This window comes from Velocimicrobium porci, assembly GCF_009696045.1.
GTDB lineage: Bacteria > Bacillota > Clostridia > Lachnospirales > Lachnospiraceae > Velocimicrobium > Velocimicrobium porci.
The window spans coordinates 21,948-42,810 of the sequence record NZ_VUMT01000011.1 but is presented as its reverse complement, the minus strand read 5'-3'; the positions used below and the strand labels follow the sequence as shown (position 1 = coordinate 42,810).

19 protein-coding genes are annotated in these 20,863 nt (G+C 35.3%); 14 read left to right on the top strand and 5 right to left on the bottom strand.

Annotation, left to right across the window (positions count from 1 at the left end):
* The first annotated feature begins 167 nt into the window (after positions 1-167).
* From FYJ58_RS08575 to FYJ58_RS08565, 4 genes are read left to right on the top strand one after another with little or no spacing between them, the layout of a single operon-like run.
* A complete protein-coding gene (locus tag FYJ58_RS08575; RefSeq protein WP_205839206.1) occupies positions 168-809 on the top strand; it encodes a TlpA family protein disulfide reductase in 642 nt (213 codons plus the stop codon).
* Entirely contained in the window at positions 761-970 is a 210-nt protein-coding gene (locus FYJ58_RS15235) for a CD1871A family CXXC motif-containing protein (protein WP_331464181.1), read from the top strand. Before FYJ58_RS08575 ends, FYJ58_RS15235 begins: the two co-directional genes overlap by 49 nt.
* A gap of 13 nt (positions 971-983) precedes the next feature.
* Entirely contained in the window at positions 984-1,853 is an 870-nt protein-coding gene (locus FYJ58_RS08570) for a 4Fe-4S binding protein (protein WP_154519325.1), read from the top strand.
* Between the two features lie 11 nt (positions 1,854-1,864).
* Positions 1,865-3,880, top strand: a complete 2,016-nt coding sequence (locus FYJ58_RS08565) for a M13 family metallopeptidase (protein ID WP_154519324.1) — start codon at positions 1,865-1,867, stop codon at positions 3,878-3,880.
* Between the two features lie 175 nt (positions 3,881-4,055).
* Here the strand turns inward: FYJ58_RS08565 and FYJ58_RS08560 are convergent, their stop codons facing one another.
* From FYJ58_RS08560 to FYJ58_RS08555, 3 genes are all read right to left on the bottom strand, one after another.
* Positions 4,056-4,517 carry an Hsp20/alpha crystallin family protein gene (locus FYJ58_RS08560; RefSeq protein WP_154519323.1) on the bottom strand — a complete coding sequence of 154 codons (462 nt, stop codon included), beginning with the start codon at positions 4,515-4,517 and terminating at the stop codon, positions 4,056-4,058.
* A gap of 791 nt (positions 4,518-5,308) precedes the next feature.
* Positions 5,309-5,512: an integrase core domain-containing protein gene (locus tag FYJ58_RS14925; protein WP_235912600.1), complete on the bottom strand. Its 204-nt coding sequence runs from the start codon at positions 5,510-5,512 to the stop codon at positions 5,309-5,311.
* A 4-nt stretch (positions 5,513-5,516) separates the two neighbouring features.
* Positions 5,517-6,257, bottom strand: a complete 741-nt coding sequence (locus FYJ58_RS08555; RefSeq protein ID WP_235912598.1) for an IS3 family transposase — start codon at positions 6,255-6,257, stop codon at positions 5,517-5,519.
* A gap of 117 nt (positions 6,258-6,374) precedes the next feature.
* On the opposite strand from FYJ58_RS08555, the gene FYJ58_RS08550 reads away from it, so the two are divergent.
* From FYJ58_RS08550 to FYJ58_RS14915, 3 genes are all read left to right on the top strand, one after another.
* Positions 6,375-8,066, top strand: coding sequence for an ABC transporter ATP-binding protein (locus FYJ58_RS08550; RefSeq protein ID WP_154519322.1), 1,692 nt, complete (start codon positions 6,375-6,377; stop codon positions 8,064-8,066).
* A 159-nt stretch (positions 8,067-8,225) separates the two neighbouring features.
* Complete coding sequence (locus tag FYJ58_RS14920; protein WP_235912596.1) at positions 8,226-8,588, top strand: DUF134 domain-containing protein; 363 nt, start codon at positions 8,226-8,228, stop codon at positions 8,586-8,588.
* Positions 8,589-8,603: 15 nt separating this feature from the next.
* Positions 8,604-8,987 (top strand): NifB/NifX family molybdenum-iron cluster-binding protein, encoded by a 384-nt coding sequence (locus FYJ58_RS14915; RefSeq protein WP_235912595.1) that lies wholly within the window; start codon positions 8,604-8,606, stop codon positions 8,985-8,987.
* 64 nt (positions 8,988-9,051) lie between these two features.
* Here the strand turns inward: FYJ58_RS14915 and FYJ58_RS08540 are convergent, their stop codons facing one another.
* Positions 9,052-10,218 carry an SAM-dependent methyltransferase gene (locus tag FYJ58_RS08540; protein WP_154519321.1) on the bottom strand — a complete coding sequence of 389 codons (1,167 nt, stop codon included), beginning with the start codon at positions 10,216-10,218 and terminating at the stop codon, positions 9,052-9,054.
* Between the two features lie 299 nt (positions 10,219-10,517).
* Here FYJ58_RS08540 and FYJ58_RS08535 point away from each other — a divergent pair, with 299 nt between their 5' ends.
* A complete protein-coding gene (locus FYJ58_RS08535; RefSeq protein ID WP_154519320.1) occupies positions 10,518-10,697 on the top strand; it encodes a hypothetical protein in 180 nt (59 codons plus the stop codon).
* 94 nt (positions 10,698-10,791) lie between these two features.
* Here FYJ58_RS08535 and selD read toward each other — a convergent pair whose 3' ends face one another.
* Positions 10,792-11,832, bottom strand: coding sequence for a selenide, water dikinase SelD (selD, locus tag FYJ58_RS08530; protein WP_154519319.1), 1,041 nt, complete (start codon positions 11,830-11,832; stop codon positions 10,792-10,794).
* Positions 11,833-12,223: 391 nt separating this feature from the next.
* Here selD and FYJ58_RS08525 point away from each other — a divergent pair, with 391 nt between their 5' ends.
* From FYJ58_RS08525 to arcD, 6 genes are all read left to right on the top strand, one after another.
* Complete coding sequence (locus FYJ58_RS08525; RefSeq protein ID WP_154519318.1) at positions 12,224-13,123, top strand: selenium metabolism-associated LysR family transcriptional regulator; 900 nt, start codon at positions 12,224-12,226, stop codon at positions 13,121-13,123.
* Between the two features lie 183 nt (positions 13,124-13,306).
* The gene (gene xdh, locus FYJ58_RS08520) at positions 13,307-15,856 is read left to right on the top strand and encodes a selenium-dependent xanthine dehydrogenase (RefSeq protein ID WP_154519317.1); all 2,550 of its coding nucleotides are present in this window, start codon (positions 13,307-13,309) and stop codon (positions 15,854-15,856) included.
* A 92-nt stretch (positions 15,857-15,948) separates the two neighbouring features.
* A complete protein-coding gene (locus FYJ58_RS08515; RefSeq protein ID WP_328597822.1) occupies positions 15,949-16,968 on the top strand; it encodes a molybdopterin-binding protein in 1,020 nt (339 codons plus the stop codon).
* Between the two features lie 33 nt (positions 16,969-17,001).
* Positions 17,002-17,988, top strand: coding sequence for a GTP 3',8-cyclase MoaA (moaA, locus tag FYJ58_RS08510; RefSeq protein ID WP_154519316.1), 987 nt, complete (start codon positions 17,002-17,004; stop codon positions 17,986-17,988).
* Between the two features lie 6 nt (positions 17,989-17,994).
* Positions 17,995-18,969 carry an MOSC domain-containing protein gene (locus FYJ58_RS08505; RefSeq protein ID WP_154519315.1) on the top strand — a complete coding sequence of 325 codons (975 nt, stop codon included), beginning with the start codon at positions 17,995-17,997 and terminating at the stop codon, positions 18,967-18,969.
* 459 nt (positions 18,970-19,428) lie between these two features.
* Positions 19,429-20,850, top strand: a complete 1,422-nt coding sequence (arcD, locus tag FYJ58_RS08500) for an arginine-ornithine antiporter (RefSeq protein WP_154519314.1) — start codon at positions 19,429-19,431, stop codon at positions 20,848-20,850.
* The last annotated feature ends 13 nt before the right edge of the window (positions 20,851-20,863 follow it).

The following is a 20,863-nucleotide window of genomic DNA, read 5'->3' as shown; positions in this document are numbered from 1 at the left end:
AAAGAATCGTGTAAAAAAATCCAAAGGAAATTTTAAGATTTCTTAAGAGTTTTTATAGATACTTTCCTTATACTTTTTGTTATAATAGTGCCACATATTTACAATAAAATAAGAGAAAGGAAGTACGGAACAAATATGTAATGACATATCCGGAACAGGTGAACAGAATGAGAAAATTGAAATTAATTAGTTTTATAACAGTAACTGTAGCTGCATTAGCATTAGCAGCTGGATGTTCAAATGGAGCAAATAAAAATGAGACAAAAACAGAAAACGTGTCAGAAACACAAGAAAAGGAAAGTGAAAATCAAAATCAAGGTAAAACCGAGAATATAGGAAAAATATTTCAAACTATGGATACAACAGATATAACAGGGAAAAAAGTAACAAAAGATGTTTTTGCAGAAAAGAAGCTTACAATGGTTAATATGTGGGCAACCTGGTGTGGTCCATGCGTTGAAGAAATTCCTGAGTTGGAAGAGATTGCAAAGGAATATAAAGATGGTGATGTTGCAATAAAAGGACTTCCGGTTGAGATTGATGGGCAGACAGGAAAGCCTATGGCGGGTCTCACGGAAGGCGAAAAAAAGATGGTAGAAGATGTTCTGAAAGAAGCAGGTGCAACTTACCAACAACTTTTAGCAAGTGAAGACATGAAACAGACACTTAGTGAATTAGAAGGTTTTCCTACCACTTATTTTATAAATCAGAAGGGCGAATTAGTTGGTGAACCGATAGTGGGATCTAATTCGAAAGATGGATGGAAAAAAATAATCGAAGAACGATTAAAAATGTTAGAAGAAAAGTAAGAAAGGGCGAGGTGGAGATGTGGTTTATGAAAAATAAAACAGCATATCTTATTTTAATGATAGCCGTCATATTTATTGTAATTGGGATAAATCGAGGCGAGGCGGAAGTTGTCTTGACGAAAGCAGTCCAAATCTGTCTAGAGTGTATAGGCATTGGATAGGAGGCTGTGTCATATGAATATAATAAGAAAAATAAGAGAGCATGTACGACTTATTGTTCAAATTACCTTTACTGCTTTGTCAAATGGATATGTAAATGGATTTTTACAGGGAACTATTTATAAAGGAACGAGTAAGAAAATATGCGTGCCGGGATTAAATTGCTATTCCTGCCCCGGAGCGTTAGGGGCGTGTCCGATTGGTTCACTGCAGGCAGTATTGAATGCCAGACAATATCAATTTTCTTTTTATATAATAGGAATTTTGATGGCAATTGGTGCTTTTTTTGGGAGGTTTGTGTGTGGATGGCTTTGTCCATTTGGTTTAGTACAGGATTTGCTTTATAAAATACCACTTTTTAAAAAATTGCGAAGGTTACCGGGAGAAAAATATCTTCGGCTTATAAAGTATGGAGTACTTTTACTTTTTGTAATTATTTTTCCAATATCAATTGTAAATATAGTTGGAATTGGTACACCTTGGTTTTGCAAGTTGATTTGTCCGTCCGGAACATTGCTCGGAGGAATTCCTCTTGTGTTGAAGAATCCATTATTACGTGAAACAATAGGTGTTTTATTTTCCTGGAAAGTGCTTGTGCTGGTAACGATTTTGGTCTTATCAATTAAATTGTATCGGCCATTTTGCCGTTATCTTTGTCCACTGGGTGCAATCTATAGCTTTTTTAATCCGATTGCATTGTATCATATGGAGATTGATCAGACAAAATGTACAAAGTGTAAGGTTTGTCAGAAAAACTGTGGTCTGGATATTCCAGTATATGAAAAGCCAAATGCAATGGAGTGCATACGATGTGGTAAATGTATAAAAGTATGTCCACATGACGCAATTAAAAGCAGTATAATGCTAAAAAAAAGTGAAAAATAAGAGGTGGAGAAATGAGGGGAGAAGTTGCTGTAATATGTAGCCAAATTATAGCTTTTAGTCTATTATTTACGTCTTGTGAGGGAATTGCAAAGGAAAAAAAGGAAGTATATGCAAATAAAGAGGGGCAGGTTCGGCTGCAAGATGATTACTATGACTACATAAACGGAAGCCTGATCCAAAAGAAACAAATACCGGCTGATGAAACAGGATGGAACTATTTTAATGAAGTCAGTAATCAAGCCGAAAAACAGTTAAATGATGAATTAAAACACATAGTCACTCATCGGGATGAATATGAGAAAAATTCCAGTGAATATAAGATTGCAAGCATATATCTCACAGCAAAAGATATGGAACGAAGAGATTTAGTTGGTTTTGGGGATTTAAAGCCATATATAAATCGGTTATTATGTTCAAAAAATATTTCTGAGTATTTAAAGGCAATGGCGGTTATTCAAAAAGATTTGGGAAAAGGAAGCCTTTTTGCCTTAGAGGCACAAGCTGATTTGAAAAACTCAAATCAATATGCACTTTATATTGGTGAACCGAATTTAATGATTGGAAAAGAGGGATTTACCAGGGATTATTTTGAAGACAGACGAGAAGCCTATAAGAATTATATTACAGAGATTTTAAAGACGCTTGGAGAAAAAAAAGAAAACGTAGTTAAGATTAGTGAAAAAATATATGAGCTTCAGGAACAATTGGCAAAGGAAGCGTTAGATGCAGAAGAAAGTGGGAATCCGTCTGTGATTTATAATCCTCTTACCAAAGAAGAGTTAAAAAACATTTTTACTAATATTGATATATTAGGTTATTTAACCGATTCCGGGCTGGATAACTATCAGAATTATATTGCAGTAAATCCTGCAGTTTTAAAGACGGTAAATCAATATTTAAAAGAAGGAAATTTGTCGTTGCTAAAAAAATATTCTGCTTTTATTTTAGTCAGCAATTATTCAGGGTATTTGACAAAAGAAATTCAAGATGATAATCAAAATTTTGTACAGATTCTCAACGGAACAAAGGAAAAACCATCGGAAGAAAAAACATGGTCCCGTATTACACAAGAATTAGTACCGATGGAATTTGGAAAAATTTATGTAGAGAAAAACTTTTCTGCAAAAGATAAGAAGAAAATTGAGAAAATGATTGATAAGATTCTTATGGCTTATCAGAAAAAAATTGAAGGTCTGGACTGGATGAGTGCAGATACAAAAACAGAAGCTAAGAAAAAGCTAGATTGTATGACTGTAAAGGTTGGTTATCCAGATTTATGGTCAGAGGAACTAAAACAAGTATCAGTTAAAGCTCCGGAAGAAGAGGGAGTATTTATCAATAATGTATTAAATATTCAAAAGACGGCGGCAAAACGCCAGCAAGAAAAGATGAATAAGCCAGTGGATAAGAGTGAATGGGGAATGTCGCCACAGACTGTAAACGCATATTATAATCCTTCTGCAAATGAAATTGTATTTCCGGCAGCTATTTTACAGGAACCATTTTATAACAGAGCGAAGAGTGAGGCGGTTAATCTGGGAGGAATTGGAATGGTAATTGCTCATGAAATAACGCATGCTTTTGATAATAATGGGGCAAAGTACGATGAGAAAGGAAATCTTCACAACTGGTGGACACAGGAAGATTATAAGAATTTTGAAAAGCTGAATGAAAAAGTGATTGAGTATTATAATCAATATGAAATTATTGATGGGTATAAAGTGAATGGCAAGCTGACGTTAGGGGAAAATATTGCAGATTTAGGAGCGATGTCTTGTGTTTCTGATATCGTTGGAAACAATAAAACTAAGCTGCGTAAACTTTATACTCAATATGCTAAAATTTGGGCATGCAAATATAACAAAGAAGAACAATTAAGCCGAATGAATTCAGATCCACATTCACCGGGGAAAGTTCGTGTAAATGCTGTTTTAAGTTCGATGGATAAATTTTATAGGGCGTATTCCATTAAAAAGGGAGATAGAATGTATGTTGCACCAAAAGACAGGGTGAATGTATATGAATAAAATTTAAAAGTAAATGTAGCAAAAACGCTCCGCGAGGATGTGCACAGATGCGAAGGGAGTATTGTTGCAAAAAGCATGCAACACGCATCTGGCACGCAAAGTGGACAAGTCCCTCATGAGTGAGGGACTTGTCCACTTTGTTCAATATTATTAGGGAAGTCGAAGTTTGATATGTTTATCCTTCAATTGCGATATAACCTTTATTTTCAATCTTTTCCGGTGTTTTTTTCGGAATGGTAAGTCGTAAAATACCGTCTTCGTATTTTGCATGAATATCTTCTTCTTTTATTGTATTTCCTACGTAAAAGGCTCTTGCACATTGACCGGAATAACGCTCTTTTCTAATATAAGTTCCATCGTCATCTTGCTCTTCTTTATCGAGTCCTTTTGCAGCACTGATTGTCAAATATCCATTTTCTAGTTTAGCAGAAATTTCGTCTTTTTTAAATCCCGGCAAATCAATATCTACTTCATAGGAATTATCAGTTTCTTTCACATCAGTTTTCATTAAGTTCTTAGCGTGTTTTCCGTAAAGAGGATTGCGTTTGCCAAAGAATTCTTTTTCCCATGGGAAATCAAAAGAAAAATCCATCATGTCATCAAATAAGTTTTCTCCAAAAATACTAGGCATCATCATAAGTCATTCCTCCATTCATTTAAATGATTTCTTTTATTTGTTCTATCTGTACTATAACACACATTATTAGCACTGTCAATAGGTGAGTGCTAATTTTTATGAAAACATTGTGAAGTTTCTATTTTTCCTATTTTTTGATTCTATTGTAGTTGAAATGCTACTAGCTTCAATAATTATTAGAGAATTACATAACGTTTTGTAGCTTGTGTCATTTCCTGTTCTGCTTTTTTTCTATTTGAAAAAGTTTTGATAGACTTGTTCTTATTATAATACAGCTTGGCAAGACAGAGTTGATGGTTGGAACAGTAATTGAAAAAGTGATTAAAATGATCACTTTTCTGGAAAAGCATATGTTTACAGATCTCCTTGAAAATTGTAGTGCAATTTAGGTTGAGGATGGAGGAGTTTCTTTAAAGGAAGTGGAGAAATTAGGCATAGTTTTAATGGAAGCATTTTCCTCGATGGATAAATGCTTATTCATAGCTGATTATGTTAGGGAAGATTTAACTTTGTAATTTAAAAAAGGGAGAAAAAGGGAAAAAGATAAAAATAGAAAAATATGTTGATTTATGACAGAAAAGAGGTATACTTTTTATTAAAAGTAATGTACAAAGAAATCAAAAGTTTAAGGAAGGAAAAGATATCCAATTGCTACCTACATTCTAACAGCTTAAGCAACAAGATGGACAATGGCTCAGTTGTCAAGACAAAAATTTGATATTTTTATAATGAACTGATATGTTGACTAGTTACATGAGAGAATGCAGTGCAGCATCTCACAGATTTTTATATTATGCGACTGCCTTAGCTTCATCCAGAAGCATTGCCGGATAATATACCTCGGCAGGACGCTTGTTTCCAATTGACTGATGGCATCTTTCAAAGTTATATGTGTAGATATATCTTATAATAGCCTCTCTTGCATCTTTGAGATTGGCATACTCTGTAAGATAAGCTTCATCATATTTGAAAGTACGGAACCAGCGTTCAATCATGATATTATCTGCCCAACGACTTTTGCCATCCATGCTTCATTGGAATGTATGTAATGTCAATAGACCATACCTGATTCGGGCAATCTATAATAGCATTCCGAAGGAGATATAGACAGACTTTTGCCTGCTTCATACGCTTAGACCGATTCATCTTTGAATAAATCGGTGTAATGTCCATTTCACGCATATATCTTCCTGCTTTACGGCGACCAACCTGGTATCCGCGCAGTTTAAGCTGAGCAGACATCTGACGGGATCCCCAGGTAGGATTATCAGTATGCAGATGGTCAATGATAGCTTTGCATTCCAATTCTTCCTCTGAAACCGGGGTGCCACCACAATATACGCTGGTGCGGTTGATTCCGAGTAGCTTGGCTCCTGTAGAAATCGGCAGTTCTTTAGTCGGCGAAAGGTTTCGGACTAAATTTACTCTTGTAGTCAGGTCCGACAATTTCTTCAGATTTTTTTTGAGCCAGTCAACCTGCATGGTAAGTTGACCGACCTTTTTGGCGTATTCGGCTTTTTCCTTGCGTTCTTCCACTAGTTTTTCGCGGAGATTGTCTTCTCGCTTATTATCAAAAGCGAGAGAAGCATTAGCAAGGAATTCTTTCTTCCAATTGCGGAGAAGGTTAGGCTGGATATCATTTTCAACAGCAAGGACATTGAGTTCCTTCTCACCCTTGAGCAGTTGGAGAACAAGATTGGTTTTAAATTCAGCACTGAAATTTCTTCTTGATCTGGACATAATAAGTACCTTCTTTCTTTTGTTGGTTATAGTACATCAGATTCATTAAGAAATGTCGCTTTCAGTGTCTTAATTTATGAGACCATTATAGTTGATTTAGGAGAAGACATTAATTATATGTTAAACTATTTGTTCAAAGAAAAAAAACAGTTCATATTGTATATATTTTTTTTAATTTTAGATGGAATTAATGTTGCATTATTAGCTTATTTTTTAAAATATACATTTGATGCGGCAAATAGCGGAAGCTGTTATAGACTAAATATGGCATGGCTGGTTGTTGGGATTTATTTATTATTTTATTCGGTTGTCAGCAATTGCACCCGACATTTTAAAGCCAATTATATTACAAAAACCATGTTTTATTTAAAAGAAGATTTATTTTTTCAGATTGTAAATTACAGTATTCATAAATTTAATCAACAAGCATATGCAAGTTATATTTCTATTTATAATAATGACTTAGAGTTAGTAGAAAAAAAGTATTTTGAATCGATTTTTTTGATTATAAGGAGTATTGTAATACTAATCTGTTCTTTTGTTATGTTAATATGGATTCAACCGTTTGTTGCGGCTGCTGGTATTATACTTTCTTTGTTGCCGTTGGTAATTCCTAAAATTTTTGAGGAAAAATTAGGTAACTATACAAAGAAATATACTGACTCCATGAAAGAATATAATTCTTTGCTCAGTAATTATTTCATGGGATTTGAGACAATAAAAAGCTTTGGAATTAAAAAAAATGTTATACATTTGCATAGTCAGACAAATAAAAGCGTTGAAGATAGGAAAAAAAAATCTTATTATGTAAAAGCAAATGCAGATGTAGCTACTAATTTTATAGCAATTGGAACACAGTTCGCAGTCTATCTTATATCAGGTTATTTCATGATAAAAGGGGTTATCACTGCAGGCAGTGTAATTGCAATTACCCAGTTAATGTATAAAGTCGTGAATCCGGTGTTTGACGTTATTGATCAGCTCAATAATATGAAATCAGTAAAGTCAGTTATAAAAGAAATAAATGAAATTTTAAATTACAAAGAGGAGGAGAAAGAAGTTAAAAATCAACTAGAAGTAAAAAGAGGTATTTCATTTGAACATGTTTTTTTTCGATATGATGGTTCTGATTTTTGCTTAAAAGATATTTCACTTTATTTGGAAAAAGGTAAGAAATATGTGATTGTGGGGGAAAGCGGAAGTGGAAAGAGTACATTGGTTAAATTATTGTTAGGATATTATAATAATTTTAATGGTCAGATATGGTTTGATGATATTTGTTTAAAGAAAGTAAATCCAGAATGTTTATGTCAGATGTTTTCTGTCATGCATCAAAATGTATTTTTATTTGATGATACAATATTTAATAATCTTACATTATATCAAGATTATGATTTGACAGTGGTTCAATCTGTCATTCATCAAGTTGGATTAAGTGATTGTGTGAATCTCTTAGAAAATAATATTTACACTAAAATACAAGGAAATGGAGCTAATTTATCGGGAGGAGAAAAACAGAGGATTGCATTAGCACGTACTTTATTAAGAGGAAGTCAATGGGTCATTATGGATGAGGCGACTTCAAATTTAGATAATGAAACCTTTCATACGATTGAACAACAAATTTTGAGTTTAGAAAACATTACTTGTATAACAATAACACACAGATATCAAAAAGAACTTTTAGAACGATATGATAAAATTTTTGTATTAAAAAATGGAGAACTTTATGAGAGTGGAACTTTTCAAGAGTTAATGGAACAGCGAGGATTGTTTTATAACTCGTATACAGTATTTGATACAGTTTAAATGATTGACGGATATTCTTAGCAATTTGGATTTTATTAATTTTTAATGTCAGATTTGCGATGTATGGCTTTGCTTTGGTTTATTATTGACATATGTCGGAAATAGTGTTATATTGATTATACAATTTAAGTGACATATGCTGGAAAAAGGAGGAGTAAAATGCCCAGACCAAAAAAATGGAGAAAGGTATGTTGTTTACCAAAGAGCAGTGAATTTCATCCAATTAATTGCAGATTAGACTGGTCAGAATTTGTGATTTTATCAGTTGATGAGTATGAAACAATACGTTTGATTGATTATGAAAATCTTACACAGGCGGAATGTGCAAAATATATGAATGTAGCACGAACAACAGTTCAAGAAATTTATAGTAATGCTCGTAAAAAAATTTCCATTGCATTGGTGGAAGCTATGCCATTAAGAATTGAAGGTGGCGAGTATAAGTTATGTGATGGCGAAGAAGTATTATGTCATTATGGCAGATGCAAAAATCAGAAACGAATTCAAGAAAATAGAAAGTAAGGAGAAAATAAGATTATGAAAATTGCAGTGACTTATGAAAATGGAAATGTATTCCAACATTTTGGACATACAGAGACTTTTAAGCTTTATGAAATTGAAAATAATAAAGTTGTTAAATCTGAAGTTGTTGACACAAATGGCAGTGGTCATGGTGCACTTGCACAATTCCTAAAGAATTATCATGTGGATACATTAGTTTGTGGAGGCATTGGTGGCGGAGCACAGAATGCACTTGCAGAAGCAGGGATCAAATTATATGGAGGTGTGACAGGAAGTGCAGATGAGGCAGTAAACGCTTTATTAGAAAATAAACTTTCCTATAATCCAGATGTTAAGTGTAATCATCATGAGCATGAAAATGGAACTCATACATGTGGTGAGCATAGCTGTGGGAAATAGAATTAACAGTATTTGGAAAAAAGATTGTTGTAATTTATTAGTTTACAACAATCTTTTCTTTAACTTAATACCATCTTGTCATCGGAATCATATTATTTACGCCCTTTGATAAAAGAATTTGATGCAAGTCAATAATGCCATTATGAAAGGTTGCTGCACAACTACATAGATAAAGATCCCACATTCGTGTAAATTCAGTGCCCATAGAAGCTTCAATTTCCGGTAGATGTTCATTAAAATTATGACTCCAGCAGCGTAAGGTGCGATAGTAATGTTGGCGGAGGCTTTCGACATCTAATGTGTAAAAGCGATATTCTCCAAAAAGCTGCATCATTTCTCTAAGACTTGGAATCATACCGCCCGGAAAGATATATTTTTTTATCCAGGGATCGCCCGGATATTCTTTCAAAGCACTTATATAATGAAGGAGAAATAATCCTTGTTCTTTTAAAACAGAATTGACATTTTTGATGTAACATTCATAATTCTTTCTTCCAACGTGCTCAAGCATGCCGACACTTACAATACGGTCGAATGTAAGGTGGCTTTTTCCCAGCTCACGATAGTCCATTTGCCTGACGGTCAGTTGATGTTCCAGTCCTTCTTTTTGTATTTCATATTCGAATTTCTTTTTTTGCTCCTTGCTCAGAGTAATTCCCATTCCTTTGATTCCGTATTTTTTAGCTGCTTCAATTAAAAGAAATCCCCATCCGCAGCCGATGTCAAGAAGAGTCATATCTGGTTTTAGCAGAAGTTTTTGTAAAATATAGTCTACTTTGTTTACCTGAGCATCATAAAGAGTATTAGATTTTTCTTTAAAATATCCACAAGAATAACTCATTGTCGGATCGAGCCAAAGCTTATAAAAGTCATTTCCAATGTCATAATGGGAACAGACTTCTTTTTTTTGGTTTTTCTTTGACACAGAACTGTGGATTAATTTCTTTAATGCAGAATGGTCGGTGGAGAACTTTCCCATTTGACCTAAAAAATGGTCAAGGGCATAAAATAAATCACCTTTAATTTCTAAATCCTTTCGCATGTATGCTTCGCCTAGGGCGAGGGAGGTACTTGTTAACAATTCTTTTTGTGGAATTTCTTTATGAATTATTACTTGAAATTTAGGAGTTCCACTTCCGATATGGTAATTTTGGTTATTCATTGTTAAGATAAATGGATATTCATCAAATCGTTTCATAAATTCAATGAAATAGTGTTCGGCTAGTGTCATGGACTGTCACCTCTTTCAATCTCTTATTTTATTCTATATGAATGGAGAAGGTAAAATGTTTACTATCTGGGAAATACAGGAAACCGGTATGATTAGAGTTTTTACAGTTTTAGCACATTTATTCACATGAAATTTATTCGATGTTAAAAAACGATTTTGTGTTGGTGTTGCAAAATATATCTCTAATTAGTCAGATTAAAAGAAAGAGACAGGGAATAAGCTCTATAATAATAGATAGAAAAATGGTATATTAAAGTGGAAACAAGGGCATACTGCTCTTTGTACGAAGGAGAAATAGGATGGAGATGAATGAATTTAAAGACCTCTTGTTTGATATTTTGAATGAGACGGACAATCTTCCAATTCAAGACATAATCGTAAATGATAAAAAGAGTCAGATGTGCATTTATTTAAAGGATGGAAGCAGTGTTTATGTTACCTGTGAAAATTATGGAAAATGGTTTATTGTTCGTAATTAACATGATAAAACAAAGTGGTATAATGAAAACAAAATAGAATTAAAACCCAGTAAGCGAAAATTGGTCTACTGGGTTTTTGTTTAAGTAGAGATTATCAGGATATCTGAATCGGTATTTGTTCATAATCTTTCACTTCTCCAATGATTCTACTCCAAGGGGAATAACATTCCATGCGAGAAAGGAATTCGTTGGCATCTGATTCTGGCATGGAAAGTAAAAGACCGCCTGAAGTCTGTGGATCAAAAAGAATATCTTTTTTACATTGGGAAATATCGGAAATGAAAGCGGTTTTATCCTGCAGATAATCTAAATTGTGATACATGCCTTCTGGTATAATTCCCATAGAAGCATATTCTTCGGCACCGTCAATTAGTAATAAATCTTCTGAATGAATATGAATTGTTTTTTTACTGCCAGAAGCCATTTCACAGCAATGTCCAATTAGCCCAAATCCTGTAATATCTGTACATGAATGGACAGATAAATTGTTTGTACATTCTTTTGCATACTTATTTAACGTTGTCATGACTTGTGTGAGCTTTTTTTGTTGTTTTGGAGTAGTCAGTTCTGCTTTTGCAGCGGTATTCATGATTCCGATTCCAAGCGGTTTTGTTAAAACTAAAACATCTCCGGTTCTGGCATTACTGTTTGTTAAAAGCTGATTTGGATGGGCAAAACCAGTAACACAAAGACCATATTTTGGAGTTGGATCTGCGATCGTATGTCCTCCCGCGATAACTGCACCGGCTTCTTTTACTTTTTCGTATCCTCCAAGTAGTATTTCTTTCATAATTGAGATATCAAGACAGGAAGGAAAACACATTAGATTCATTGCGGTAGCAGGTGTTCCTCCCATTGCATACACATCACTTAAAGCGTTGGCAGCCGCAATCTGGCCAAACACATAAGGATCATCAACCATAGGTGGAAAGAAATCTACAGTTTGAATGATGGCGGTTGAGTCATCTAATTGATAGACACAGGCATCGTCACTTGTGTCATAACCGACAATTAATTTTTCATTTGAGAAAGTTGGAAGCTGTTCTAATACTTTATGTAAAACGGCTGGACCTATTTTCGCTGCACAGCCGGAGGTCTTTACAAGACTTGTTAATCGAATTGTTGAATTGTTCATAGTAGAAAATCCCCTTCTGTTTTGTTTGAATGTATTATTTAGATACCAGGGTCAAAAGGTCATGCTTTTCATGCTGGCATGAAAAAAGCATGACTTTGAGACCCGCAAAAACATGAGAAAGTAGCCCGAATAGGGCGGATTTCGAATGTTTTTAGGATGACGGGAGCACAAAGTGTGTAGTCATCCGTAGGTATCAGGAGTCAAAATAGCTTTTGACCCCAACATCTTATTTATAAGGTATTATACTATATCTGAAGTGGAAAAACGATGGCATAAGGATAGTTTCTTCTATTGTTTTATGATAGTTTTAAATAACATTTGTACAACTTATTTGAAAATGCTATAATATAAGATTAGTATCAGATGAGAGATTGTATTTAGGAGGGCGAAAATGGAATTAAAACAGTTGGAGATATTTGCAAAGGTTGTTGAGGTACAGAGTTTTTCTAAGGCAGCAAAGGAACTTTATGTTTCACAACCGACGGTCAGCTCCAATATAGTAGCTCTGGAAAAAGAGTTTGAAGTAAAGTTATTTGAAAGGACAACGAAGAAAGTATCTGTGACAAAAGAGGGGGAGAATTTTTATCGATATGCAAAAGAGATATTGGAGGTTAGTGAGGAGCTATATTATGAGTTTGGAAAAAGTTATCGTCAGACAGAGAGGATTGTGCTTGCCGGATCTACAATTCCTTCCTTATATATTTTGCCGGAACTTGTTTTAAAATTTCAAAAAAAATATCCGAATGTCCAATTTTCAATTGAACAGGGCGATAGTAGTGAAGTCATTCAAAAAGTGCTTTCTCATCAGGTAGCGATTGGTATGGTTGGGCAAATAAAAGAAGATAGCAGGCTATGTTATATTCCATTTTGCAGAGATAAATTGGTAGTAATAACACCGGTAAATAATTATTATCAAGAGTTATTTCGGACAGATTGTACGATAAAACGGTTCTTAGAAGAACCAGTTATTTTTAGGGAACAGAAATATGGAGAAAAGAAAGAAGCCGAGCTATTTTTGGAACGTTATCGAATAACAGAAGAAGACTTAAATGTTATAGCATATATGAATGATCAAGAGATGATAAAGCGTTCTGTTAGCTGTGGTATGGGAATTTCTCTTATTTCCAAAAGAGCGGCTATGGATTATGCAGAACTTGGAAAAATTTATATTTATGAACCGGATGAAGAAGTGAGCTATCGAGAACTGTACCTTGTGTTTGAAGCAAAGAAAAAATTTGATAAGTTAGAAAAGAAATTTTTGGATTTTACAATGGAAACCTATAAAAAATAAGAGAACCGAAATTCAACTTGTTAAAAACAAACAAAATTTTTTAGGTTTCAACAAAAAAATTTAGTTTTTCTGTTGAAGTTTTAACGCTATTATGGTACTCTATAAGTAGAGTTATGATGAAACGGAATCTGTTTTTGGGGGCAATATTTAACAGATTGTTTAAGCGTGAAATGGAGGAGAAACATGTATACATTAAATGTAAATGGAACAACCTATGAAGTCGAACAGGATAAAAAGTTAATGCGCTTTTTGAGAGATGATTTGAAACTTAAATCCGTAAAAGACGGATGTAGTGAGGGTGCCTGTGGAACTTGTACGGTATTGATTGATGGAAAGGCTACAAAAGCCTGTGTACAGCCTCTCTCTAAAATGAATGGAAAGACGATTATAACAGTAGAAGGATTATCGGAAAGAGAAAAACAGGTATTTGCTTATGCGTTCGGTGAGGCAGGTGCGGTACAATGCGGTTTTTGTATTCCGGGTATGGTTATTTGTGCAAAAGGTTTAATTGACGTGAATCCGAACCCATCAAGAGTAGAGATTGCTTTTGCAATTCGAAATAATATATGTCGTTGTACCGGATATAAGAAAATCATTGATGCAATTGAGATGGCAGCAGGAATTTTCCGTGGCGAGATTGAGATGAAGGAGCCGGAAGAAGACGTTAAGGTTGGAAGTAGAATTCATAGAGTTGATGTGAAGGACAAAGTGCTTGGAACAGGTCAGTATGTAGATGATATTGAGATGGAAGGCATGATATATGGAAGTGCGGTTCGTTCTAAGTATCCAAGAGCAGTTGTTAAGGCAATTCATACCGAAAAAGCAAAAGCACTTGAAGGAGTGGAATGTGTTCTGACTGCGGAAGACATTCCTGGAAAAAATAAGGTTGGACACTTAAAGCAGGATTGGGATACTATGATTGCAGTTGGTGATACAACGAGATACTTAGGGGATGCAATCTGCCTTGTTGCAGCAAAGACACCGGAGATTTTAGAACAGGCGAAGCAATTAGTTGAAGTGGAATATGAGGAGTTAGAGCCTGTTACCTGTCCGGAGGAGGCAATGAAGGACGATGCTCCTTTGATTCATGAAACAGGCAATATATTAAGCCATGAGCATCTTGTCCGTGGAAATGCGGACGAGGTGATAAAGGCGTCTAAATATAAAGTAACAAGACATTATGAAACACCATATACAGAGCATGCTTTCCTGGAGCCGGAAGCAGCAATTGCAATGCCATTTGATGATGGAGTGTTTATATATTCTACAGACCAGGGAACTTATGATACCCGTCATGAATGTTCGATTTTGCTTGGGCTGCCACCGGAAAAAATTATTGTTGAGAATAAATTAGTTGGTGGTGGATTTGGTGGAAAAGAAGATGTAACTGTTCAGCATCAGGCGGCGTTGATTGCTTATATTACAAAAAAAGTAGTAAAAGTTAAACTGACAAGACAGGAAAGTATTCTGGTTCATCCAAAACGTCATCCAATGAGTATGGATTTTACAACTGCATGTGATGAAGAAGGACATCTGACAGCAATGAAAGCAGTTATTGTGGCTGATACAGGAGCTTATGCTTCGTTGGGAGGTCCGGTTCTTCAAAGAGCCTGTACGCATGCGGCAGGACCATACAATTATCAGGTTATTGATATTGATGGAAAGGCAATTTATACAAATAATCCACCAGCAGGTGCGTTTCGCGGATTTGGTGTTACACAGACATGTTTTGCAACCGAGTGTAACTTAAATTTACTTGCAGAAATGGTTGGAATCTCACCTTGGGAAATCCGCTACCGCAATGCGATTCGTCCGGGTCAGGTACTTCCAAACGGACAGATTGCCGATTCTGCAACGGGTCTGGTAGAAACATTAGAGGCAGTGAAAGATATTTATGAAAGCAGTCCTTATGCAGGTATTGCTTGTGCGATGAAGAATGCGGGTGTTGGTGTTGGAATTCCGGATACCGGTCGTTGTCGTCTGATTATAAAAGACGGAAAGATACATATTCATGCCGGAGCTTCTTGCATCGGTCAGGGACTTGGAACTGTTTTAGTTCAGGTTGTTTGTGAGACACTGGATGTACCTTTAGAATGTTTGGTATATCATGCACCAAATACATCAATGGCACCAGATTCAGGAACAACTTCCGGTTCCAGACAGACATTGGTAACAGGAGAGGCAACAAAGAGAGCTTGCGAAAAACTGAAAGAGGCAATGAAAGAAAAAACTTTAGAACAATTGGAAGGTGAAGAGTTCACGGGAGAATATCTTGCCAAGACAGACAAGATGGGAGCCGATGTTCCAAATCCGGTATCTCATGTAGCGTATGGATATGCAACTCATGTCTGTATATTAAATGAAGATGGTACGATTGAAAAAATGGTAGCGGCACATGATGTAGGAAAAGCAGTGAATCCAAATAGTGTAGAAGGTCAGATTGAAGGTGGTGTTGTAATGGGTCTTGGTTACGCACTGACTGAAAAATATCCATTGGAAAATTGTCATCCAACAGCAAAATATGGAACATTGGGACTATTCCGTGCAAATAAGACACCGGATGTGGAAAGCATTATTATAGAGCGTCCGGGAGTATCAGTTGCTTATGGTGCGATTGGTGTAGGAGAGATTACTTCAATCCCAACTGCACCATCGGTACAGAATGCTTATTACGTAAAAGATGGAAAGTTCAGAACAAGTCTTCCATTAGAGGATACGCCATATAAAAAATAAAGAGAGAAAAAGAGAGGAAACCGACCAAGAGGCAAGTCCGCAAGGTCGGTTTTCATGCTAAAGATTAAAGTGGATAAAAGGAGAGTGTTACTGTGAAAGAGGTAAGAGTAGAAGATGCAGTTGGAATGGTGTTGTGCCATGATTTGACGGAGATTGTACCGGGGAAATTTAAAGGCTGTGCATTCCGAAAAGGACATATTATTGAAGAAAAGGATATTGAGAAATTACTTGATATCGGAAAACGATATATTTACGTTTGGGATTTAGATGAGGGATATGTTCATGAAAATGATGCGGCAAAAAGAATGGTAGACGCTGCGATTGGACAAGGAATTACATATGGTGAGCCAAAAGAAGGAAAAATTACATTAAAGGCTGCATACCAAGGAGTCTTAAAGATTAATCTGGACTTGCTTTATCAGGTTAACGAAGATGAAGCCATCTGCTTTTCTACAATTCATGGTAACAAGGTAGTACTGGAAGGAAAGGCTTTAGCAGGAGCAAGAGTAATTCCGCTTGCGGTTAAAAAAGAAGTAATAGAAAAATTTGAGAAAATATGCAAAGAACAAGGACCATTGATTGAGGTTTTTCCAATAAAAAAAGCAAAGATTGGTATTGTAACAACAGGCTCAGAAGTGCAAAGTGGAAGAATTGAAGATAAATTTGGACCGGTACTGGAGGCGAAAGCGAAGGAGCTTGGAGCAGAAATCGTTGGACAGGTATTTCCGGGGGATGATGCTGAGAAAATCAAAGAAGCCATTTTATCCTTTTTAGAACAGGGGGTTGATTTAGTCGAGGTTTCAGGAGGAATGAGCGTTGATCCTGATGACAGGACTCCGAAAGCAATCAGAGATTGTGGAGGCGAAGTCATAACATACGGAACACCGGTATTGCCAGGTGCTATGTTTATGCTTTCTTATGTGAACGGAACGCCGGTTGTAGGACTTCCGGGATGTGTCATGTATGCAAAACGAACGGTATACGATTTGATGGTTCCAAGAATTCTTGCGGGAGAAAGACTTACAAGAAGAGATTTTATTTTACTCGCCCATGGAGGACAATGTCAGAATTGCGAACATTGTGTGTATCCGGATTGTGGATTTGGACAGTAAGGTAAACCAAAAAAGTAAAGGTGGAAGATAACAGTGGAAGCAATACAATTAGAAGATGGAAAACATAGAACAATTGATTATATGAGAATCTCTGTTACGGATCGTTGTAACCTTTCGTGTGCCTATTGCATGCCCGGAAAGAATCATAAATTTCTTCCAAAGGAAGAATTATTGTCATTAAAAGAATTATATCGTATTTGTAAATTAGTCAGTGAAATTGGAATTCATAAATTGAAGATTACTGGTGGAGAACCTTTACTTCGGGAGGGAATTGAAGATTTTATAACACAAATAAAAAAACTTCCAGGGATTGAATGTGTAACACTGACAACAAATGGCACGATGTTAAGAAAAAAACTTCCGGTACTGAAAAAGGCAGGAATTGATGGAATTAATATTAGTCTTGATTCTATGAATCCGGTAGTATATAAAAAGGTGACAGGATTTAATCGGCTTGAAGAAGTTTTGGAGGCTGTGCAGTCATGTATTGCTTTGGAAATACCGACAAAATTAAATTGTGTCGTATTAAAAGAGATTAATGAATCCGAGATAAGAGAATTTGTTAAAATGGCAAAACAATATCCGGTAATTGTGCGTTTTATAGAGATGATGCCACTCGGAGAAGGCAGTCGGTTTGAATCGGTGTCAGGTGTTTTATTGAGAAAACAATTAGAACAGGAGTTTGGAGTCTTGTATTCTGCTTGGGATGTAGCGGGAAATGGACCTGCTGTTTATTACCACGGGGAAGACTTTAAAGGAAGAATTGGTTTTATTAATGCAGTCAGTCAGTGTTTTTGTGCTTATTGTAATCGTATCCGCATGAGTGCCGATGGATATATTCAGCTTTGTTTGTCACATCCGGATGGCTGGAATATGAAACATGCGATTCGCAGCGGAATGACAGATGATGAAATAAAGCAAAAATTTATTACATTATTGAAAAATAAGCCGGCAGGGCATGACTTTAATTTAGATATAAAAGAGAGAAAACCACATGACATGTGGCAGATTGGAGGGTAACTATAGATGGGAATTATAAAGGCAATTTGCATCAGCGAGAAGAGAGGAACAGAAAAAAAACCAATTAGCGAGGCTGTTTTAGTTGAAAATTATGGAATTGAGCGAGATGCACATGCCGGTAATTGGCATCGACAGGTGAGTTTATTGTCTTATGATAAAGTAGAAGAGTTTAATCGAAAAGGCGGCGGTGTGGCATCTGGAGATTTTGGAGAGAATCTTTTAGTGGAAGGGTTTGATTTTCGTTCCATGCCGGTTGGAACAAGATTGATAACAGGTGATACAATACTTGAGATTACGCAGATTGGTAAAGAATGTCATAGTCATTGTACAATTTACAAAAGAGTTGGGGAATGTATTATGCCAAAAGAGGGTGTGTTTGCAAGAGTAATAAAAGGAGGCGTAATTCATACGGGTGATGAAATGCGAATGGAGCTTCCAAGGAAAGACAGGTCGTTTCAAGTAGCAGTTATTACGTTGAGTGATAAAGGGTTTCGGGGAGAACGTAAGGACGAAAGTGGAGCTTTCATCGAACAATATATGAAAGAACGTGGCTATGAAATCGTAGAACGGATTCTTCTTCCCGATGAACAGATTCAGATACAAAAAAACCTGATTCGTTTAAGTGATAGCCGTCAGGTAGATTTAATATTTACAACGGGAGGAACCGGATTTGCAATGCGGGATTGTACACCGGAGGCAACGCTAGCGGTTGCAGACCGAATTGCTCCGGGTATTGCAGAAGCGATTCGATATGGTTCTATGCAGATTACAAAACGTGCGATGCTGGGAAGAGGAGTTTCAGTAATTCGGAAGCATACATTGATTATTAATCTTCCGGGAAGTCTTAAGGCAGTAAAGGAAAGCCTTGATTTTGTGATAGAACAATTGCCACATGGAATAGAGCTTCTTCGGGGAACAACAGGTGAGTGTGGAAAAACGATTAGTATTGAAGCAGATACGAAAAGTAATGAACTAGTTTAATAATAATGAAATAGGGGAAAATTGTAATAAGATTAAAAAATGGATGGAGAAAGAGAAAATTACTTCTCTTTCTTTTTTTTGGATTTTTATGCACATTTTGTACAAATTCATAAATAAGAGGGGTAAAACAAATATTTAACAAAGTTTTAATAGCGAAAATGGACAAAAAGAAACAAAAAAATTGTATAAAACGAGTTTTTTTGACAAGAATCTCACTTTTTTATACAAGAAAAATAAAAATATGCAGTATAGTTATTCAAAAATAGGAAATATATGTGTATTATAAAGCAATTGGGTGTATAATATATATAATTTATATTTTTTATACAATTCTTTAATAATACAATAATTTTTTTGTTTTAAGTCCGCCATAAAAGGACAATGAACGTTAAAATCTTAAGTACTGTTTTTATGAATCAATTTTTAAAACATTATTTATTTAAGGAGGATATATTTCATATGTCTAGTGAACAAAAAAAATTAGGACTACTTGCTTTGACAGCATTAGTAATTAGTTCTTCTATTGGTAGTGGTATCTTTGGTATTTCTACTGATATGGCAGAAAGTGCAAGCCCTGGAGCTGCTATTATCGCATGGATTGTAGTTGGTCTTGGTGTGTTAATGCTTTGCTTAAGTTTAATTAACTTAATTAATAAACGTCCAGATTTAAGTGGTATTTTAAGTTATGCCGAAGCCGGATTTGGACCTTTCGGAGGATTTATCAGTGGATGGGGATATTGGTTATCCGCATGGCTTGGAAACGTTGCATTCGCTACAATGATGATGAGTGCTTTAGCATATTTCTTCCCTGTATTTGGAAATGGTAATAACTTGATTTCTATTATCGTTGCCAGTGTAATCTTATGGCTTATGTTTTTCTTAGTAAATCGTGGTGTAGAAAGTGCGGCTGCATTAAATACAATTATTACAATTTGTAAACTTGTGCCATTATTTGCATTTATTGTTATTGCTATTTTCTCCTTTAAAGCAGATGTATTTACTGCTAACTTCTGGGGAACATTATCAGGAAACTTTGAAACAAAAGAAGTATTTTCACAGATTCAGAACAGTATGATGGTATTAATGTGGGTATTCGTTGGTATCGAAGGTGCTGCTATGATGGCAGACCGTGCTGAATCAAAATCGGTTGCAGGAAAATCTACAATTTTAGGTTTAGTTGGTCTTTTATTTGTTTATATCCTTATTTCCATTTTACCTTATGGTCTTATGGAGAGAGAAGCAATCGCCGAGTTAGGACAGCCTGCAATGGGATACCTTTTAGCTTCACTTGTAGGTCCTTGGGGAGCAGCATTTGTAAATATCGGTTTAATTATTTCTATTTTTGGATGCTGGCTTTCATGGACAATGCTTCCAGCTGAAACTACTTTATTAATGGCAAAAGGTAATTTACTTCCAAAGAAATTTGGAGAATTAAATGAAGCAAAATCTCCAACATTTTCTTTATTTTTCATGACAGTTTTAACACAGCTTTTCATCTTTACATTGTTATTTACAGATAAAGCTTATAACTTTGCTTACTCTTTATGTACAGCAGCTATTTTCGTATCATGGATTTTTGTAACATTATACCAGGCAAAATATTCTTTCGAAAACCGTGAGAAAAAAGGTGAAATGTTACAGTTTGTGATTGGTGTCCTTGGAACAATATTTTATCTTTGGGCTATCTGGGCTTCTGGAATTGAATATTTCTTACTTTGCTTAACAGTATACATTTTAGGTATTTTCCTTTATGTAAAGGGAAGAAAAGAAGCCGGAGTAGAAAAAGTATTTTCTTCTAAAGAGTACATTACAATTGCATTTATTGTAGTTGGTGCTGCAATTTCTATTTATATGCTTGCAACTGGACAGATTGCAATGTAAAATAGAATAAAAA

Bases quoted from the DNA above. Each gene is read 5' to 3' on its own strand.
- FYJ58_RS08575 (WP_205839206.1), top strand. From the start codon at position 168: ATGAGAAAATTGAAATTAATTAGTTTTATAACAGTAACTGTAGCTGCA.
- FYJ58_RS15235 (WP_331464181.1), top strand. From the start codon at position 761: ATGGAAAAAAATAATCGAAGAACGATTAAAAATGTTAGAAGAAAAGTA.
- FYJ58_RS08570 (WP_154519325.1), top strand. From the start codon at position 984: ATGAATATAATAAGAAAAATAAGAGAGCATGTACGACTTATTGTTCAA.
- FYJ58_RS08565 (WP_154519324.1), top strand. From the start codon at position 1,865: ATGAGGGGAGAAGTTGCTGTAATATGTAGCCAAATTATAGCTTTTAGT.
- FYJ58_RS08560 (WP_154519323.1), bottom strand. From the start codon at position 4,517: ATGATGATGCCTAGTATTTTTGGAGAAAACTTATTTGATGACATGATG.
- FYJ58_RS14925 (WP_235912600.1), bottom strand. From the start codon at position 5,512: ATGATTGAACGCTGGTTCCGTACTTTCAAATATGATGAAGCTTATCTT.
- FYJ58_RS08555 (WP_235912598.1), bottom strand. From the start codon at position 6,257: ATGTCCAGATCAAGAAGAAATTTCAGTGCTGAATTTAAAACCAATCTT.
- FYJ58_RS08550 (WP_154519322.1), top strand. From the start codon at position 6,375: ATGTTAAACTATTTGTTCAAAGAAAAAAAACAGTTCATATTGTATATA.
- FYJ58_RS14920 (WP_235912596.1), top strand. From the start codon at position 8,226: ATGCCCAGACCAAAAAAATGGAGAAAGGTATGTTGTTTACCAAAGAGC.
- FYJ58_RS14915 (WP_235912595.1), top strand. From the start codon at position 8,604: ATGAAAATTGCAGTGACTTATGAAAATGGAAATGTATTCCAACATTTT.
- FYJ58_RS08540 (WP_154519321.1), bottom strand. From the start codon at position 10,218: ATGACACTAGCCGAACACTATTTCATTGAATTTATGAAACGATTTGAT.
- FYJ58_RS08535 (WP_154519320.1), top strand. From the start codon at position 10,518: ATGGAGATGAATGAATTTAAAGACCTCTTGTTTGATATTTTGAATGAG.
- selD (WP_154519319.1), bottom strand. From the start codon at position 11,832: ATGAACAATTCAACAATTCGATTAACAAGTCTTGTAAAGACCTCCGGC.
- FYJ58_RS08525 (WP_154519318.1), top strand. From the start codon at position 12,224: ATGGAATTAAAACAGTTGGAGATATTTGCAAAGGTTGTTGAGGTACAG.
- xdh (WP_154519317.1), top strand. From the start codon at position 13,307: ATGTATACATTAAATGTAAATGGAACAACCTATGAAGTCGAACAGGAT.
- FYJ58_RS08505 (WP_154519315.1), top strand. From the start codon at position 17,995: ATGGGAATTATAAAGGCAATTTGCATCAGCGAGAAGAGAGGAACAGAA.
- arcD (WP_154519314.1), top strand. From the start codon at position 19,429: ATGTCTAGTGAACAAAAAAAATTAGGACTACTTGCTTTGACAGCATTA.